Raw genomic sequence first — 17031 nt, 5'->3', positions numbered from 1 at the left:
TCCGTGGACGAGTCCGCGCACCACCCCGACGACGACCACACCAGCGACCACATCGGCGACCACATCAGCGACCACATCGACGACCTCGACGACGGGCCCGCGCCCCGGCTCGACCCGGCCGTCGAGGCGCACGTGACCGCCCTGCTCGCCTCCGCTCCCGACCCCGGCCCGATGCCCGCCCACGTCGAGGCCCGCATCTCCGCGGCCCTGCAGGATGCCGCCCGGCTGCGGGTCGACCCCGGGCCGATGGCTGCCGGTGAGACGGCCGGCCCGGGCCGCGGACCCGCGGCAGACGGCACGGGCGCGAGCCACACCGGTGCCGACGTGCTCGCCCTGCCCCCACGAGCCACCAGGCCCAAGCCGATCTACCTCGCCGCCGCCGTCGCCGCGGCCGCCGCCGTCGTCGCGGTGGGCGCCTCGGCGCTGCACGTGACCAAGCGACCCAACGGTGCGGCCATCGTCGGCGACACGAGGAGCTCGACGGGCACCGCACCCACCTCCGGGGCCACGACGAACGGCGGCCTGCACATCCAGCTCAGCGAGACGGCATACGACGGCGCCAACCTCGCCACCAAGGCGCGCGCGCTGCTCGACCACCCGGGCCAGCCGCTGCGCGACCTCGCCGCCGAGTCGCCCGGCATCGGACCCATCGGCACCCCGATCGGGCTCGAGGCCTGCCTCGAGGAGATCGGAGCCCTCGATGCCGCCAACCCGAGCCCGGATGCCGTGTCGGCCGACCTCGCGACCTTCGACGGCCGGCCCGCGGTGGTCGTGGTCGTGACGCGGGGCGGCACCAGCACCGCCTGGGCCGTCCAGCGCAGCTGCAGCACCGGCACTCCCGGTGTGCTGAAGGGCGCAACTCCCGTCCCGTGACCCCCACGAGCGGGCTCGGGCCACGCGCGTGCGCAGGCACGGCCACCGCACCAGCGTGCCGACGAGCGAGGGAACAACGAACGCCTAGGATCGGTTGAGGCCTATGCGTCTCGCGGAGTCCGCGCTCCGACACGGACCGGGAGCACGACGGCGAGCCGCAGGAGCGGCAGCATCGTCCCAGAGCCGCACGACACGAGAGCTTTACGAGGAGCACCCCACATGTCCGACGTCCGCAACGTCATCATCATCGGCTCCGGCCCCGCGGGCTACACCGCCGCCGTCTACGCCGCCCGCGCGAACCTCGCGCCCCTCGTCTTCGAGGGCGCGGTCACGGCCGGTGGCGCGCTGATGAACACGACCGATGTCGAGAACTTCCCCGGCTTCCAGGACGGCATCATGGGCCCGGACCTCATGGACAACATGCGCGCGCAGGCCGAGCGCTTCGGCGCCGAGCTCGTCACCGACGACGTCACTGCCGTCGACCTCACCGGCGACATCAAGACCGTCACCGACGGCGAGGGCAACGTGCACCGCGCCAAGGCGGTCATCCTCTCGATGGGCTCGGCCTACCGCGAGCTCGGCCTCCCCCGCGAGAAGGAGCTCTCGGGCCACGGTGTCTCCTGGTGCGCGACGTGCGACGGGTTCTTCTTCCGCGACCAGGACATCGCCGTCGTCGGGGGCGGCGACTCGGCCATCGAGGAGGCGACCTTCCTGACGAAGTTCGCCCGCACCGTCACGATCATTCACCGTCGCGACACCCTCCGCGCCAGCAAGATCATGGCCGACCGCGCCCACGCCAACGACAAGATCCGCTTCGCCTGGAACTCCGAGGTCGCCGAGATCCACGGCGAGGGCAAGCTCACCGGCGTCACGCTGCGCGACACCGTCACCGGCGAGACCCGCGAGCTCGCCGTCACCGGCCTGTTCGTCGCCATCGGCCACGACCCCCGCAACGAGCTGCTGCGCAACGGCGACGTCGACCAGGTGGAGCTGGATGACGCCGGCTACGTGCTCGTCCAGGGCCGCTCCACCCGCACCAACCTGCCCGGCGTCTTCGCCTCCGGCGACCTCGTCGACCACACCTACCGCCAGGCCATCACCGCCGCCGGCTCCGGCTGCGCCGCCGCCCTCGACGCCGAGCACTACCTCGCCGCGCTCGAGGACACCACCTCACCCGCCGAAGCCGCCGCCGAGGCCGCGGCCATCGACGAGACCGACTCCGGCGAGATCCCCGCACCGCGCGCCACCGTCGGCGCCGACGCCTAACCTCGAAGCAGACCCGGCACCCCGGCTCCGGCCGCTGCCGCCAGCGCCACACCCACCCCGCCCCCCGCGCCAACCAGAGAAGGAATCTCCATGGCACTGAAGAACACGACCGACGCCACCTTCGCCGACGACGTCCTCATGAGCGAGAAGCCCGTGCTCGTCGACTTCTGGGCGACGTGGTGCGGCCCGTGCCGCAAGGTCGCCCCGATCCTGGAGGAGATCAACGAGCAGTACGGCGACAAGATCGAGGTCGTCAAGCTCGACACCGACGCCAACGTCGACACGGCCGCCCGCTACGGCGTCGTGTCGATCCCGACGCTCAACGTCTACGTCAAGGGCGAGGTCGTCAAGACCATCGTCGGCGCGCACCCGAAGCCGAAGCTGCTGCGCGAGCTGGAGGAGTTCATCGCCTGACCGGGCGACGACGAAGGGGTGGCAACCGGCACGGTGCCACCCCTTCCGCGTACTACAGTGCTGACGGCGCCCGTCTCTCCCGATGTCGCACAGCAAGCCGCGACTCACCTGCGACCACCGGGAGCCCTCCCAGAAGGAGCCGAGATGACCCCTCCCCAGACCGTCGTGCTCCGGCGCGGCGACGCCGGGCCCGCGGTAGCGGCCGTCTGCGAGCGGCTCGTCCTGTCCGGTGACCTTCCCGGCGGACCGGGAGCCACCGACGCGGCCGGCAACGCCGTCTTCGACGAGCGCGTCGAGCAGGCCGTGAAGTCGTTCCAGCAGCGGCGCGGGCTCATCGTCGACGGCATCGTCGGACGCTCGACGTATGCCGTGCTCGACGGGGCCCGCTGGGCCCTCGGTGACCGGGTGCTGCGCTACGTGCCGGGCCACTTCGTCGAGGGTGACGACGTCGTCGCCCTCCAGGGACGCCTGGCCGAGCTCGGCTTCACGCCCGGCAAGGTCGACGGCCTCCACGGGCCGGCCACCGACGCCGCACTCCGAGCCTTCCAGGCCGCAGTGGGCCTCGTCCCCGACGGCACCGCAGGCCCCGAGACGATGCGCGCCTTCGCCGGCCTGCGCCGCTCGGTCAGCGGCGGTTCAGCCAATGCGCTGCGCGAGCGCGAGCACCTGCGGCGCAGCGGCTACAGCCTCAGCGGACGCACCATCGTCCTCGACCCCGGCCACGGCGGCGCCGACACCGGTGCCGAGGGCGGCAGCGGCCTCGTCGAGGCGAGGCTCGCCCTCGACCTGGCCCGACGCATCGAGGGGCGGCTGTCCGCGCACGGCGTCAGCGTCGTCTTCACCCGCACCGAGACCACCGAGGGCGGCAGCGACGAGGAGCGCGCCGCCTTCGCCAACTCCTGCGACGCCGACCTCGTGCTCTCCCTCCACACCGACCACACCGAGTCCGGCTCGGCCCACGGGGTCGCGACGTACTTCTACGGCCACCCCGACAACGCCAAGCACAGCGACTGGTCCGTCATCGGCGAGAGCTTCGCCGACCTGCTGCTGCGCGAGGTCGTGGCCCGCACCGGCCTCACCGACTGCCGCTCCCACGCCCGCACCTGGCCGCTGCTGCGCCGCACCCGCATGCCGGCCGTCCGCCTCGACCTCGGCTACCTCAGCCACGCGGGCGACGCCGAAGCGCTGGCGCAGCCGCACACGCTCGACCTCGTGGCCGAGGCCGTCGTCGTCGCGCTCCAGCGGGTCTACCTCGGCGAGGCCGACACCGCGCGCACCGGCGTGCTGCGCCTCGACGACCTGCGCCGCCACCTCGAGTCGATGCGCGCCGCCCAGGTCGGCAGCGCGACGGGCGACCGCACCGTCGGCTGAAGGCACTCGGGCCCACTCAGGACCGGTCAGGCCCGATCGGAACCGGTCAGGCCCGGTCAGGCCCGGTCGGGCCCGATCGGAACCGGTCAGGCCCGGTCGGTCACGTTGGCGTGGCTCGACCCGTTCGGGTGGGTCTCCGGCACGGGGCGCAGCCCCGGCACCCTGGCCAGCGCGCGCGCCACCGCGGCAGCCGCCTCGTCGCGCAGCGTGACGACGCGTCGCAGGTCCATCCGCAGGCGCGGGTAGGTCGGGTGGTCGCGCTCGACGCGGTAGCCGACCTTCTCCAGCACGTCGACATCGAGCACGCAGGGGTGCTTCGACACCGCCAGCGGACGTGCGGCGACGACCTCGAGCGAGCGCACCTGGTGCTTGAGGGCGTCCTTCGCCGCGGACTGCAGCAGCACCTTGCGAAGGCCCCGGCCGGCATACGGCTGGGCGGTGACCGCGGTGAGGAGCATGAGCGTCGCCGGGTCCGAGGGCGAGGTCGGGAACGCGGCGAGGCGCGGCACGTGCCGCGCCGGCGCGAGCATGACGTAGCCCGCCGGCTCACCGTCCACGTAAGCGACGCGGCCGGGCGGGCCCCAGTCGCTCGTGACCGTGCCGACCCAGTCGGCGAGCACCTCGCGCGGTGGGTGTTCGTCGCCATGGCCGTTGCGCGGCACGGTCTGCCAGAAGGTGCACGGGGCGCACGTGCCGATGCCGACGAGGTCGTCGACGAGGTCGGGCGTCAGCGCACGCAGGTCACGCATCGCGCCACCGGATTTCCCGCATACCGCCATTCTGGCCCGCGCACCGTCAGTCGGCACCACCGGCGGTCCCGGTGGCGGGTCGGAGGCTGCCAGGCCTGCCCCGCGACGACGCGGTGGCGGGGTCCTCGTCGCTACCATCGACGGGTCAGGTTCGCGGAAGGCCGACGCATGGGCACGTTCGAGCAGCTCCAGCAGAGCCTCGGTGCCGCCTGGGACGCCCGCCGCGCGGGCGGCGGCAACGGGACGCCTCACGTGCTCGTCGTCATGCCCTCGTTCAGCGTCCAGGGCCAGCTCCTCGAGCACTACGGCGCGCGCCTCGGGTCGATGGAGCACCGCTACCTCCTGCTCGCCCTGGCCGCACGCGACCCACGCTGCGAGGTCGTCTACGTCAGCTCGCTCGCCCCCGGACCCGGCGTGCTCGACTACTACGCCTCCCTGCTGGCCCCCTCCGAACGCGCCGGCTTCCTGCAGCGCCTGCACGTCGTCACGGTCGACGACCCGTCCTGGCGCCCGACGGCCGCCAAGCTGCTCGACGACCCGGCCGCCGTCGCCCGGGTTCGCGCCGTCGTGGACGGGCGGCCGGCACTCCTCCAGGTCTGGAACGTGACCACGACGGAGGAGGAGGCCGCGCTCGCCCTCGGTGTCCCCATCGACGGCACGCCCGCGCGCCTGCGCCCGCTCGGCTTCAAGAGCGCCGGCCGGCGCCTCTTCCACGCCGTCGGCGTCGACACCCCGGTGGGGTGCGAGGACGTGCGCGACCTCGACGACGTCGCCCGGGCCGTCGAGGAGGTCCGCCGGCGCCGGCCCGGCACGGAACGGGTCGTGGTCAAGCTCGACGACAGCGCAGCCGGCGACGGGAACGTCACCGTGCGCGTACGCGACCCCCTGGGAGGTGACCTCACGGGCAACCGTCTGCTGCAGGCCCTGGCGCAGGCGGTGCCGCCGTCGTACCTGGCCGAGCTCGCTGCCGGCGGCGTCGTGGAGGAGCTCGTCCTCGGCGACGACGTCACGAGTCCCAGCGGGCAGGCCGACATCGCGCCCGACGGCACCGTGACCGTGGTCTCGACGCACGAGCAGGTGCTCGGCGGCCCGGACGGGCAGGTCTACGCCGGGTGCGTGCTCCCCGCACAGCCTGCGTATGCCGTCGCCGTCGCCCGCGCGACTGCCGCGGTCGCCGAGCGGCTGAGCGCCCTCGGGGCCCGCGGTCGGGTGGGGGTCGACTTCGTCGCCAGGCGCGACGCAGACCGCTGGGAGGTGCTGGCGATCGAGGTGAACCTGCGCAACGGCGGCACGACCCACCCGCTGGCAGGACTCGCGGCGCTGGTGAGGGGCCGTTACGACCCGACGAGGGGGTGCTGGGTCACGCCGGACGGTTCGCAGCGTTGCTACTCCTCGACCGACAACGTCGTCGACCCGCACTGGCTCGGCGTCGACCCGCTCCAGGTCGTGGCGGCCGTGCAGGCAGCAGGCATCGGCTTCGACCCCGCGACCGGCACCGGGCTCGTGCTGCAGATGCTCTCGGGCCTCGCCATCGACGGGCGGGTCGGGCTGACCGCGATCGGGCGCACCACCGCAGCAGCGCAGCAGCTCGCCGAGCACGGCAGCCTCGTCATCGGTGGTTGCGCCGGGAGGGGTGGGAGGGGCTGGTGGCGCCAGACCGCGAACTAGGGTTGGGCGCATGAGCGAACCGGGGACGTACGTCGAGAAGAGCTTCAAGCGCGACACGAACTACATCACCACCCGCATCACCGCGGACGGGCGCGACGGCTTTCCCGTCGAGTCCGGACGCTACCGCCTCGTCGTGGCGCGGGCGTGCCCGTGGGCCAACCGCGCCATCATCGTGCGCCGGCTCCTCGGCCTGGAGGACGCCCTGTCGATGGGCATCTGCGGCCCCACGCACGACAGCCGGAGCTGGACCTTCGACCTGGACCCGGGCGGTCTCGACCCGGTGCTCGGCATCCCCCGCATCCAGGACGCCTACTTCCGACGCGACCCCGAATACCCGCGTGGGATAACGGTTCCCGCGATCGTCGACATCCCCACCGGTGCCGTCGTCACCAACGACTTCAAGCAGATCACCATCGACCTCGAGACGCAGTGGCGCGACCTCCACCGCGACGGCGCGCCAGACCTCTACCCCGCCGACCTGGCTGACGAGATCGAGGCCGTGAGCGAGCCGATCTACCGTTTCGTGAACAACGGCGTCTACCGCTGCGGCTTCGCCGGCACCCAGGACGCGTACGACAAGGCCTACCGTCGGCTGTGGGAGCACCTCGACCTCCTCGAGGACCGGCTCTCCACCCGGCGCTACCTCGTCGGCGACCACGTCACCGAGGCCGACGTGCGGCTCTTCACGACGCTCGTGCGGTTCGACCCCGTCTACCACGGGCACTTCAAGTGCAACCGCAACAAGCTGATCGAGATGCCGGCGCTGTGGGCGTACGCGCGGGACCTCTTCCAGACGCCCGGATTCGGCGACACCGTCGACTTCGCCCACATCAAGCGTCACTACTACGTGGTGCACAGCGACGTGAACCCCACGGGCATCGTGCCGCTCGGGCCCGCCCTGGAGAACTGGGCCACCCCGCACGGTCGCGAGGCTCTCGGTGGTTCACCCTTCGGTGAGGGAGCCACTCCCCCAGGCCCGCCGCGCGAAGTCGTTTCGCCAGAGCACAATCCGGCCCTGGCTCTGCTGGCCGATTGACCACGTCACTCAGCGTTCGCCGGTGGGTCCCGTTGTCGTGCAAGGGAACTCACCGGTCAGCTGACGTCGCTATCCTGCCGACGTCGCGTCAGGAGCGGAAGAAGTCCGCGAGTGCCGGGGCCAGCACGCCAGCAGGCACCTGGTGGAACTCGCCAGGCAGCTCGACCGCCGTGGCGTTCGGAAGTGCCTCTGCCACAACGCCGGCCGCGTCGTGGAGCCAGGGCAGCTGGGTGCCGCTGCTGCAGACCGAAAGGAACGGAACCGTCACCCGCGCAAAGGTTTCCACCGGGATGTCCTGCTCGTCACCGCCGAGGCACAGGCCGTCGTACTTGACGGTGTAGGCCATCGACAGCAGAGCGTCCCACACCGGGGTGCCGACCATGCCGTCGACCATCTCTGGCGGCATCCCGACGACCTCGTTGTTGAAGTACCGCACGATCCCGGCACGGTCACCCTTCGCCTCGAAGGCCTCGAGGGTCCCGATGTAGTCAGCCGGGGGCGGCGGCCAGGCCGCGGTGCGGTACGGCACCTCGATGGCCGAGCCCTTGGCGATCGGCGCGCCTGCCGCGATGGCCTCGATGACAAGCGCACCGCCCGATGAGACACCGAAAACGTAGGCGGGAGAGTCGTTTTCACCGGCTGCCTGGATCACGGAAGTGAGGTCGTCAACCTCGCGGGAGACCGCATAGGGCTCGGTGTCACCGCTGTCCCCCCGTCCGCGACGGTCGTAGGTGACCCCGGTGAAGCCGAGTCGGCCGAGCTCGACCGCGACGTCCCGGAACGCGCCCCGGTCGCAGAACGCACCTCCGACGATCACGGCGACGGGCCCGTCGCCGTAGGCCTCGTAGGCGATCGTGGTGCCGTCCGACGACGTGGCCTTGTGGACCTGGCTCATGACTGCATCTCCTTGACTGTGCGACCCGCCTGTCGGGTCCTCACTTCAGCGTCGAACAGCGCGGACGCGGTTCGACGTTTTGATTCTCGAAGTTTTGCGTCAGGTTCGCTTGCGCGAGAAGACTTCGCGCCGCTCGGCCTCCGGAACCGTGTCCATGAACTCCATGACGGCCTCCGAGAGGGCCGGCCAGGTCTTGTGCTGCTCGATGGGCACCACGGTGCCGACGACCTGGTCGGCATGCACCTCCACGAGGTTCCACGACTGCGGGCCGTCGACGCCCATGAGCAGTTCGCGGGGTGCGCCCACGTCGTCGACATAGCTGACGCCGCCGGCGACGAAGACCGGCACCCGGCCGAGGGTCCCGAAGCTCGTGACGTGCAGGTGACCGCTGAGCACCGCACGCACGTCGGTCGGCTCGATCACCTCGCGCAGACGATCGACGTCGTCGAAGTCGAGGAGCTGCATGACGGGTGACCGGTAGGTGACGGGGGCGTGGTGGACGACGAGGAGAGTCCCGTGCTCAGCCGGGGTCGCCAGCTCGCCGGCGAGCCACTCGTACTGCGCGTCCGAGAAGCCGCCGTGGTGGTAGCCGGGCACGGCGGAGTCCACCGCGATGATACGCAGGCCGCCAACGACGGTGACTGAGTCCTGCGGCTCGTCCGTGTCTCGGCCGTAGAGGCGCTCGGCCATCGGGCGCCTCTCGTCGTGGTTGCCCCCGGTGAGCACGAGGGCGGCGCCCAGCCGCTCGACGACCGGGCCGACGATCTCGAGGAGCAGGTCGTACGCGGCCGGGTCCCCGCTGTCGGCCAGGTCTCCGCTGATGACGAGCGCATCGATGTGCTCACCCGAGGCCTCGACCCGCGCCAGGGCCTTGCGCAGCTGTTCCCGGGTGTCGATGTGGCCGGCGAGCAGCCCACCGCCCGCGATCAGGTGCGGGTCGGACAGGTGGGCGATGACGTGGGTCGGCGCAGGCCGGGATCCGGTGAGGGCCATGGCGTCAGCCTAGGGCCGCGAGTACGTCCGGGCACGTGCTGACGGGCGCGCGTGGTCCGGTCGGGCCCCGTCAGCGTCGGATCTGGCAGGCGGGGCACCAGTAGAGCCGGCGGCCGGCGATCTCTCTTCGCTGCACCGTGTTTCGGCATCGTGGACACGGCTCACCGGTCCGCTTGTAGACGAGGAACCGCCGCTCGAAGGTGTCGCCCAGACGCTCGCCGGTGAGCTCCTTGGCTATGGCGCGGGCACGGCCGGAGCGCTTCGCCCGCTGTGCCGCCTCCACCTGGTCGGGCATGGTGATGATCTGCGAGAACGCCCGCCCCAGCGGCATGAGCAGCACGAGATCGTCCCAGATCTCGTTCCACACCGACTCCGAGAGGTCTCGTCCGGGAGTGAAGGGGTCTACCGCCAGGCGGTGAAGCACCTCACAGCGGTAGACGTTGCCCACCCCGGCCACGACGGACTGGTCCATGAGCAGCTCCGCGATCGGGCGCCGGCTGCGATGCAACCGCTCCCATCCAGGCTGCGGCTGACTCCGTCGTCGCAGCGGATCAGGTCCGAGGGTGGAGACGATCTCACGGCGGCGCGCACGGTCCACGAGCGTGCAGATCATCGGACCGCGCAGGTCGGCAAAATGATCCGGCCCCACCAGGCGCAGCCGCACCGCGCCCACCGGTGCCGGCGGGGTGCCAGCGCGCAGCGGCCGCACCGGGAACTGGCCGATGAGGCCGAGATGCACGTGCAACGCGAGGTCGCCCACGTCGACGAACAGGTGCTTGCCCCACGCCTCGGCGCGCTCGAGCACCTTGCCGTCCAGCCGCTCGGCATCCGCGGCGAACCGCCCCTGCGGGCTGCTCGCCTCGACCCGGTGGCCGCGGAACGCCCGCTCCAGACGGTCGGCGAGTGCATGGATCGTGTGGCCCTCGGGCACGATCACCCTCCGTCTCGGTGTCGGTGCTCCAGCTCTCGGGCGGCGCCGGCTGGGGCCAGGTCTGTGGCTGTGACTGTGGGGTCAGTCGCGGTTAGGCGACCCCATGCCCATGAGACCGAGGATGCGGCGCAGGTCCTCCATCGAGGCGAACTCCACGGTGATCTTGCCCTTGCGCTGACCCAGGGCGATCGCGACTCGGGTCTCGAGGTGGTCGGACAGGTTCGACGTGAAGTCGTCGAGCTGAGGGTGACGGCTACCGGCGCGAGGACGACGCGGCTTGGGAGCGTCGTTGCCCTCCCCCAGGGCCACGAGCTCCTCGACGTTGCGCACGGACAGTCCCTCGGCGACGATGCGCTGCGCCATGCGCTCCATCGCCCCGCCGTCAGCCATGCCGAGCAGCGCACGCGCATGGCCGGCACTCAGGACCCCCGCTGCCACACGGCGCTGCACCAGCGGAGGCAGCTTCAGCAGGCGGAGCGTGTTCGAGATCTGCGGGCGTGACCGCCCGATACGGCTCGCGAGCTCCTCGTGCGAGCAACCGAAGTCGTCGAGCAGCTGCTGGTATGCCGCCGCCTCCTCGAGCGAGTTGAGCTGACTCCGATGGAGGTTCTCCAGGAGCGCGTCGCGCAGGAGGTCGTCGTCGCTCGTGTCCTTGATGATGGCTGGGATGACGCCGAGGTCGGCCGCCAGGGAGGCGCGCCATCGGCGCTCACCCATGATGAGCTCGAAGGTCTTGCCGTCGGCCTCGGCCAGCTGGTCCGCAGGGATACGGCGGACGACCACCGGCTGGAGCACGCCGATCTCGCGGATCGAGTGGACCAGCTCGGCCATGTGGTCCTCGTCGAAGACCGTGCGCGGCTGCTTGGGGTTCGGGCGGATCGACTCGATGTCGAGCTCGGCGAACTCGGCACCCGGCACCACGGCGAGCCCGGTCGCGGCATCCTCGAGCTTCTCTCCGACAGCAGGCCCCTTCGTCGATTCTGCGTTCGTCGGTTCTGCGTCCGCCGGGGTGGCGGCCTCGTCGGCGCCCTCTGTCGGCTGACCGCTCTCCGGACCGCTGTGCCCGTTCTGGGAGGCCGGGCCCTGACCGTTCTGGGCCGTCTCCGAGCCGGCGCCGGGAGTGCCGTCCGAGCCGGCCGGCCTTTCTTCGGGCGTCGCAGTCGGCGGGGTCGGCTGCTTCTGCTCCGTGAAGAAGACATCGACGGGTCGGCCGGCGCCCCCGCTCGGTGCGCTCGGGATGAGAGCCCCCAGGCCCCGACCCAGTGCTCGACGCTTCTCCGCCATTCGCCAACCCCTTGTCGTCCTCGACGCGGCCATCGCGTCCGGCGCCAGTCTAGGTGGTGGGTGACCCCGGTTTGCGCACCCGCTCCGAGGACTCGCGCGCTGGTTGCGACTATCGCGGGCCGTCTGTTTCACGTGAAACGCCCGTGACGTCTGAGGATCGGACGGGGGTTTCACGTGAAACACGGCGTGACCTCTCTGCCTGCCCCCCTTGTCTGTCAGGGAGAGTGCGTTCTCACAAACCCCCGCCGACAAGGGGGGTGTTTCACGTGAAACGGGACCGCCAAGCGTGTGGCGGTCCCGTTCATCGCGTGAGCGCGGCAGGCAGTCAGGCGCCGCCGGCCGCCCCGCGGTCGGCCAGCTCGCCCGCCGCCTCGAGGTAGGCGAGGGCACCACTGCTGGCTGGGTCGTAGGTCATCACCGTTTCCCCGAAGCTCGGCGCCTCCGAGACGCGGACCGACCTCGGCACCGTCGTCCGCAGCACCTGCTCGGGGAAGTGTTCGCGCACCTCGTCCGCGACCTGGGCCGAGAGGCGGGTGCGGCCGTCGTACATCGTGAGCAGGATGGTCGACACGTGCAGCGCCGGGTTCAGGTGACGCTTGACCAAATCGATGTTCTTGAGCAGCTGCGACAGCCCTTCGAGGGCGTAGTACTCGCACTGGATCGGGATGAACACCTCGCTGGCCGCCACCATCGCGTTGACCGTGAGTAGTCCCAGGCTGGGTGGGCAGTCGATGAGGATGTAGTCGTACGAATGACCCTGCTCCACCGCCGCGGCGATCGCCTTCTGCAGCCGCGACTCGCGAGCCACGAGCGACACGAGCTCGATCTCAGCGCCGGCCAGGTCGATGGTGGCAGGCGCACAGTGCAGGTTCTCGACCGTCGAGCACGGCTGCACGACCTCGAGCATCGGGGTGCCGTCCACGAGCACGTCATAGATCGACGGGACCTCGGCGTGGTGGTCGATGCCGAGCGCGGTGCTGGCGTTGCCCTGCGGGTCGAGGTCGATGACGAGCACCGACAGCCCGGCCTGCGCCAGGGCTGCCGCGATGTTCACCGTGGTGGTCGTCTTGCCGACCCCACCCTTCTGGTTGGCCACGGTCAGTACCCGGGGCGCCACCGGCTTCGGGAACGGGCGGCCCGTCAGCTGGATGCGACGGCGGGCGTTCTCGGCCAGCTCCCTCGCCAGGGGGGTGTCACTTCCGGGCGTCGGCAGGGCCGCGACGAGGGCCACTCGGTCGGCGTGGTCAGCGAGCTGGCGCAGCGTGTCGGCCGATTCGTCCACAACGTTGTCCCCAGCCCGATATGGGCGATTTCCTCGCTCAGCGGTGCCGCCGCGGACCGCTTCATCCACCGCGTTGTCCACAGGGCTGCCGTAGGCCTGCTCGTCGGTCGGGAGACTCCCGGAGACCGCGACGGGTGAGGTCTGCGCGGGCCCCTCACTCGGCGCGAGTGCAGTCTCTCCCGATGCGTCGGCGGTCCGGTCGTCGACGTCGTGCTGGGTGCCGTGGCCCGCTGTCACGTCCTGCTCGGTGTCACTCCCGTCCGCGTCCCGGCCCTCGACCGGGCCCAACTGATCCTGTTCCGAGGTCGCGTCACCCAGCTCGGCGGGGGAACCTTGGTCACCGGAGCGGCGATCGTCGTCGACGCCGTGCTCGATGTCGCCGCGCTCCTCCCGGTCCACGTCTTCGCTTCGCTGGTGCACCGCTAGGGCCTGGTCGAGATCGGACGTCGGGGCCGCAGGGGCAGAACGGTTCTCCGAGGTCGACGAGGCCGGGACGATGACGGAATCCTCGACGACCGGACCCGGATCGACAGGGGTGTCGTCGGTGCGGGATGCGGAGACGATCTCTTCTTCTTCTTTCGGTTGCGGCTGTGGTTCTGAGGCTGTGGCGGACTCCACCGTGACGACCTGGGCCTCGGTGTACGCGTTCGTGGGAGTGTCCGTTTCACGTGAAACACCGAGCATGCGAGCCAACCACCCCAGACGTCGGTGCTCGGGCTCCGGGTCGGGTTCACTCGGCCAGCCGAGGTTGGTCGACATCGTCACAGGGAGCGCACCTCCGGTTTGAGGGCCGGCTCGTCCCCACCCGCGGGCGGGGCCGACCATCGAATGGGTCTGGACACGATCATGGCTGATGGCGCCGACGACCGCCCGCTGCCGTGCCGGAGCGTCGCGATCCGCGCGGTCGATCCGCGCGTCGTCGTGCCGAGCCGGCACTCGAGGGCTGCCGCGACCGGAACCGTCGGCGGTCGACGGCCTCACCGATCGTCGCCCGGAGCACCAGAGTCGGTTCCTCCAGCAGGTCCGCCCCGTACGCCTCGACCTCGGCATCGACGACGCCGAGGCGCGTCAGCGCGGCGCGGCCCTCGTCGAGCTCCACCTGGGCGCGTGAGCCCTTGAGGGCGAGGAGCGCCCCGTGGGGACGGAGCAGCGGCAGGGTCCACTCGGCCAGCTGCACGATCTTGGAGACGGCCCGGGCGGTCACCCACGGCGCATCGAGCTCGTCCCAGAGCGTCTCGGCCCGGGCCGTGTGGACGGTGACGTTCGACAGGCCCAGCTGCTCGACCGTGTCAGTGAGCCAGGCCGTGCGTCGGGCGAGCGGCTCGACCAGGTGCAGCTCGAGATCGGCTCGCGCGATCGCCAGGGCCAGACCCGGGAGACCGGCACCGGAGCCCACGTCGATGACGCGCTGCATCTCCCCCGTCACCGGGATCGCCTCGTGCACGACGGCGCAGTTCAGGACGTGACGGTCCCAGAGCCGGGGCGCCTCACGGGGACCGATGAGCCCGTGAGCGATCCCGGTGTCGGCGAGGATCGCGACGAACCGCTCCGCGAGCGCCAGGCGGGCACCGAAGACGCTGGTCGCGGCCGCCGGGGTGGGCGCTACGCCTGGCGCCTCAGGCTCGGCCGTCGGGCCGGGCAAGACCGTTCGTCCGGCCACCCCGGTCGGATCGCCAGGCCCGACCGGGTCGGGAGCTTCGTGGCTCACGCGCTCCCACTCCTCAGGTAGTTGGTCCTGCCACGCCTCTCACGAGCCGTGTTTCACGTGAAACGCGATGGGTCAGGCGGGAAGGATGACGATGTGGCGGTGCGGGTCCACGCCCTCAGACTCGGACACGAGCCCGGCAGCGGCCACCTCGTCGTGCACGACCTTGCGCTCGAAGGCGCTCATCGGCTCGAGCGAACGCTTCGTGCCGGACTCCTTGACCTCGGCGATGGCCACCTTGGCCAGCTCGACGAGTGCCGACCGGCGCTGCGCACGGTGACCGGCGATGTCGAGCATGAGCCGGCTCCGCTCGCCCGTCTCGGCCTGGACGGCCAGTCGGGTCAGCTCCTGGAGGGCCTCGAGCACCTTGCCGTCGGCGCCGACGAGACGACGGGGCACCCGGCCCTCGTCGGAGTCGACGATGGCGATGGCGGCGCGGTCACCGTCCACGTCCACGTCGATGTCGCCGTCGAGATCGGCGATGTCGAGAAGCGTCTCGAGGAAGTCGGCCGCGACCTCGCCCTCGCGCTCGAGCTGGCGCACGCGCGACTTCTTGTCGCCCTTGTCGGCCTTGGCCGTCTCTGCGTCGCCGCCGTCACCGTCACCGTCACCGTCACCGGCGTCATCGTCGGCGTCGTCGTCAGACTCCGACTCGGCAGCCTCCACCGACAGATCCGCGTCACCGGAGACCGGACGCTCGGTGGTGGGCGTGGTCGTGGCTGACGTGGGCTCGTCTCCGGCGGTGAGGTCGGTCGGGTTCTCGGCCTCGGTGGCCTGCGTCTCGCTCATGGTTGACTCCTTCGTTCACCCGGGCTCTGTGGAAAACTCGCGTCTTCGCAGTTCAGAGGCCCAAGAGCAGTGTGGACAAGATTGTGGAAGAACCCTCAGCGACGGTTCTTGGGGGCCTGCGTGCGGGCGCGCTTCTTGCTCTTGGGCTGCTGGCGCTGACCGGCCTTGGGGGCGTCGTCGGGCACGTCGTCACCGGAGTCGAGTCCGGGAACCGTGAGCTCCTCGACGGTCTTGCCCTTGCGCTCCAGGCGCTTGCGGCGGTTGGCCTCGGCCTCGGATCCCGGGGCCGGCATGTTGCGGATGACGTAGAACTGCTGGCCCATGGTCCAGAGGTTCGTCGTGAGCCAGTAGAGGAGCACACCGACCGGGAAGTTGACGCCGGAGATCGCGAAGAAGATCGGCATCAGGTAGAGGAGCACCTTCTGCTGCTTCGCGAACGGGTTGTCCAGCGCCGACGCCGGCATGTTCTTGCGCATCAGCTGGTACTGCGTCGTGAACGTCGTCGCAGACATGAGCACGATGAGCACCGCGGTGAGGATCTTGGTGCTGAGCGGCGAGGTGCCCCCCTGCATGATGAAGGCGTCGGAGAGCCTGGATCCGAAGATGGTCGAGCCCTCGATGGCGCGCGCGACCTCGTTGGTGATCGGCCCGATGCCCGCCTGCTTGCCTTCCGCCTGAGCCCGCAGGTTGTTGAGCAGCTGGAAGAGCGCGAAGAAGAACGGGGACTGGATGAGGATCGGCAGGCAGCTGCTGAACGGGTTGGTGCCCGTGCGGCGGTAGAGATCCATGATCTCCGCCTGCTGCGCCTTCTGGCTCTCGGGGTCGCGCTTGCCCTTGTATTTCTTCTGGATCTTCTGCATCTCGGGCTGGATGAGCTGCATCCGGCGCGAGGAGTGGATCTGGCGGACGAAGAGCGGGATGAGCAGCACCCGGACGACGACGGTGAGGCCGGCGATCGACAGCGCCCACGCCCATCCCGCCCAGGCCCCGCTCAGGCCGAGCGTCTCGAAGAGCCAGTGCCAGGCGTACATGACCCATGCTTCACCGAGCTTGATCGGATAGAGCAGGGTGTTGAAGAAGTCGATCAACGTCTTTCCTCTGTCATCGGGTGACCGGCAGGGTGGGGCTCACCCGGTGGCCGGAAGTCTGCGGGGTCCCAGTCGTTGCGCTCGGCCCACGTCATCGGAACGGGGTCGACGCCGCCTGGGTTCCACGGGTGGCACCGGCCGATGCGCCGGGCTGCGAGCCAGCCACCGCGCAGGGGGCCGAACCGCGTGAGTGCCGTGACGGCATACGCGGAGCAGCTCGGGTAGAAGCGGCAGGTCGGCGGCCGCATCGGGGAGATGAGGCGCTGGTAGAGCCGGACGACGAGCACGAACGGGGCCGCGAGCACGCGGTTGAGCGTGGCGCTCACGGGTGGCACACCTTCTCGAGCTGGCGCCCGAGGGCGGTGTCGAGCTCGGCCCAGGTGGCCTGGGCCGCGGCCGGGTTGGCGCGCACGACGAGGTCGAGACCAGCAGGTATGCCGTCCAGCCGGGTCGCGACGCCGGCGCGCAGGCGACGCTTGGTGCGGTTGCGCACCACCGCGTTGCCGACGGCCTTGGACACAACAAAACCGACGCGCGGCGGAAGTTCCGCACGCGCATCGGTCCGGTTGGCATGCACGACGATGAGTCGCCCGCCTGCTCTGCTGGCGCCGGGCCCGCGTACTGCCGTGGTGAAGTCCGCCCGCTCACGCAGTCGGTGACGTGCCGGCAGCACGCCGCGGCCTCCGG

At 71.0% G+C, this 17031-nt stretch carries 17 protein-coding genes; 6 read left to right on the top strand and 11 right to left on the bottom strand.

Translation table 11 applies throughout. The features are described 5' to 3' along the window. Positions 1-3 precede the first annotated feature (3 nt). The 4 genes from ACXR8F_RS05310 (at position 4) to ACXR8F_RS05295 (ending at position 3924) form a co-directional block, all read left to right on the top strand. Entirely contained in the window at positions 4-873 is an 870-nt protein-coding gene (locus tag ACXR8F_RS05310; RefSeq protein WP_458799044.1) for a hypothetical protein, read from the top strand. Between the two features lie 219 nt (positions 874-1092). After that, on the top strand, positions 1093-2139 hold the full coding sequence (trxB, locus tag ACXR8F_RS05305; protein WP_045189046.1) for a thioredoxin-disulfide reductase: 1047 nt from the start codon (positions 1093-1095) through the stop codon (positions 2137-2139). A gap of 90 nt (positions 2140-2229) precedes the next feature. Beyond that, on the top strand, positions 2230-2553 hold the full coding sequence (gene trxA / locus ACXR8F_RS05300; protein ID WP_223128242.1) for a thioredoxin: 324 nt from the start codon (positions 2230-2232) through the stop codon (positions 2551-2553). A 144-nt stretch (positions 2554-2697) separates the two neighbouring features. Then, positions 2698-3924: an N-acetylmuramoyl-L-alanine amidase gene (locus ACXR8F_RS05295; protein WP_458799043.1), complete on the top strand. Its 1227-nt coding sequence runs from the start codon at positions 2698-2700 to the stop codon at positions 3922-3924. Positions 3925-4010: 86 nt separating this feature from the next. On the opposite strand, the gene ACXR8F_RS05290 is transcribed toward ACXR8F_RS05295, so the two are convergent. After that, on the bottom strand, positions 4011-4673 hold the full coding sequence (locus ACXR8F_RS05290; protein ID WP_458799042.1) for a GNAT family N-acetyltransferase: 663 nt from the start codon (positions 4671-4673) through the stop codon (positions 4011-4013). A 168-nt stretch (positions 4674-4841) separates the two neighbouring features. On the opposite strand from ACXR8F_RS05290, the gene ACXR8F_RS05285 reads away from it, so the two are divergent. Further along, complete coding sequence (locus tag ACXR8F_RS05285) at positions 4842-6341, top strand: peptide ligase PGM1-related protein (protein ID WP_458799041.1); 1500 nt, start codon at positions 4842-4844, stop codon at positions 6339-6341. Between the two features lie 10 nt (positions 6342-6351). After that, the gene (locus ACXR8F_RS05280; RefSeq protein WP_458799040.1) at positions 6352-7377 is read left to right on the top strand and encodes a glutathione S-transferase family protein; all 1026 of its coding nucleotides are present in this window, start codon (positions 6352-6354) and stop codon (positions 7375-7377) included. Between the two features lie 88 nt (positions 7378-7465). Here the strand turns inward: ACXR8F_RS05280 and ACXR8F_RS05275 are convergent, their stop codons facing one another. The 10 genes from ACXR8F_RS05275 to rnpA all read right to left on the bottom strand — a co-directional run bounded on the left by ACXR8F_RS05275 (position 7466) and on the right by rnpA (position 17017). Continuing rightward, positions 7466-8272, bottom strand: a complete 807-nt coding sequence (locus ACXR8F_RS05275; protein ID WP_458799039.1) for an alpha/beta fold hydrolase — start codon at positions 8270-8272, stop codon at positions 7466-7468. A 99-nt stretch (positions 8273-8371) separates the two neighbouring features. Continuing rightward, positions 8372-9265 carry a metallophosphoesterase gene (locus ACXR8F_RS05270; protein WP_458799038.1) on the bottom strand — a complete coding sequence of 298 codons (894 nt, stop codon included), beginning with the start codon at positions 9263-9265 and terminating at the stop codon, positions 8372-8374. A gap of 70 nt (positions 9266-9335) precedes the next feature. Further along, positions 9336-10196: an Fpg/Nei family DNA glycosylase gene (locus ACXR8F_RS05265; RefSeq protein WP_458799037.1), complete on the bottom strand. Its 861-nt coding sequence runs from the start codon at positions 10194-10196 to the stop codon at positions 9336-9338. An 81-nt stretch (positions 10197-10277) separates the two neighbouring features. Next, on the bottom strand, positions 10278-11480 hold the full coding sequence (locus tag ACXR8F_RS05260) for a ParB/RepB/Spo0J family partition protein (protein WP_458799036.1): 1203 nt from the start codon (positions 11478-11480) through the stop codon (positions 10278-10280). Positions 11481-11805: 325 nt separating this feature from the next. Next, complete coding sequence (locus ACXR8F_RS05255; protein ID WP_458799035.1) at positions 11806-13521, bottom strand: ParA family protein; 1716 nt, start codon at positions 13519-13521, stop codon at positions 11806-11808. A gap of 85 nt (positions 13522-13606) precedes the next feature. Next, positions 13607-14404: a 16S rRNA (guanine(527)-N(7))-methyltransferase RsmG gene (rsmG, locus tag ACXR8F_RS05250; RefSeq protein ID WP_045189402.1), complete on the bottom strand. Its 798-nt coding sequence runs from the start codon at positions 14402-14404 to the stop codon at positions 13607-13609. Positions 14405-14542: 138 nt separating this feature from the next. After that, on the bottom strand, positions 14543-15256 hold the full coding sequence (locus ACXR8F_RS05245; RefSeq protein WP_045189028.1) for a Jag family protein: 714 nt from the start codon (positions 15254-15256) through the stop codon (positions 14543-14545). Positions 15257-15351: 95 nt separating this feature from the next. Further along, complete coding sequence (yidC, locus tag ACXR8F_RS05240; protein ID WP_458799034.1) at positions 15352-16344, bottom strand: membrane protein insertase YidC; 993 nt, start codon at positions 16342-16344, stop codon at positions 15352-15354. After that, positions 16341-16670, bottom strand: a complete 330-nt coding sequence (gene yidD / locus ACXR8F_RS05235) for a membrane protein insertion efficiency factor YidD (RefSeq protein ID WP_458799033.1) — start codon at positions 16668-16670, stop codon at positions 16341-16343. The genes yidC and yidD overlap by 4 nt, the downstream gene beginning before the upstream one ends. Next, entirely contained in the window at positions 16667-17017 is a 351-nt protein-coding gene (gene rnpA, locus ACXR8F_RS05230) for a ribonuclease P protein component (RefSeq protein ID WP_045189024.1), read from the bottom strand. The genes yidD and rnpA overlap by 4 nt, the downstream gene beginning before the upstream one ends. Positions 17018-17031: the final 14 nt, after the last annotated feature.

It is taken from the genome of Terrabacter sp. AAH1, from assembly GCF_054456855.1.
This window is presented reverse-complemented; position numbering and strand designations above follow the sequence as displayed.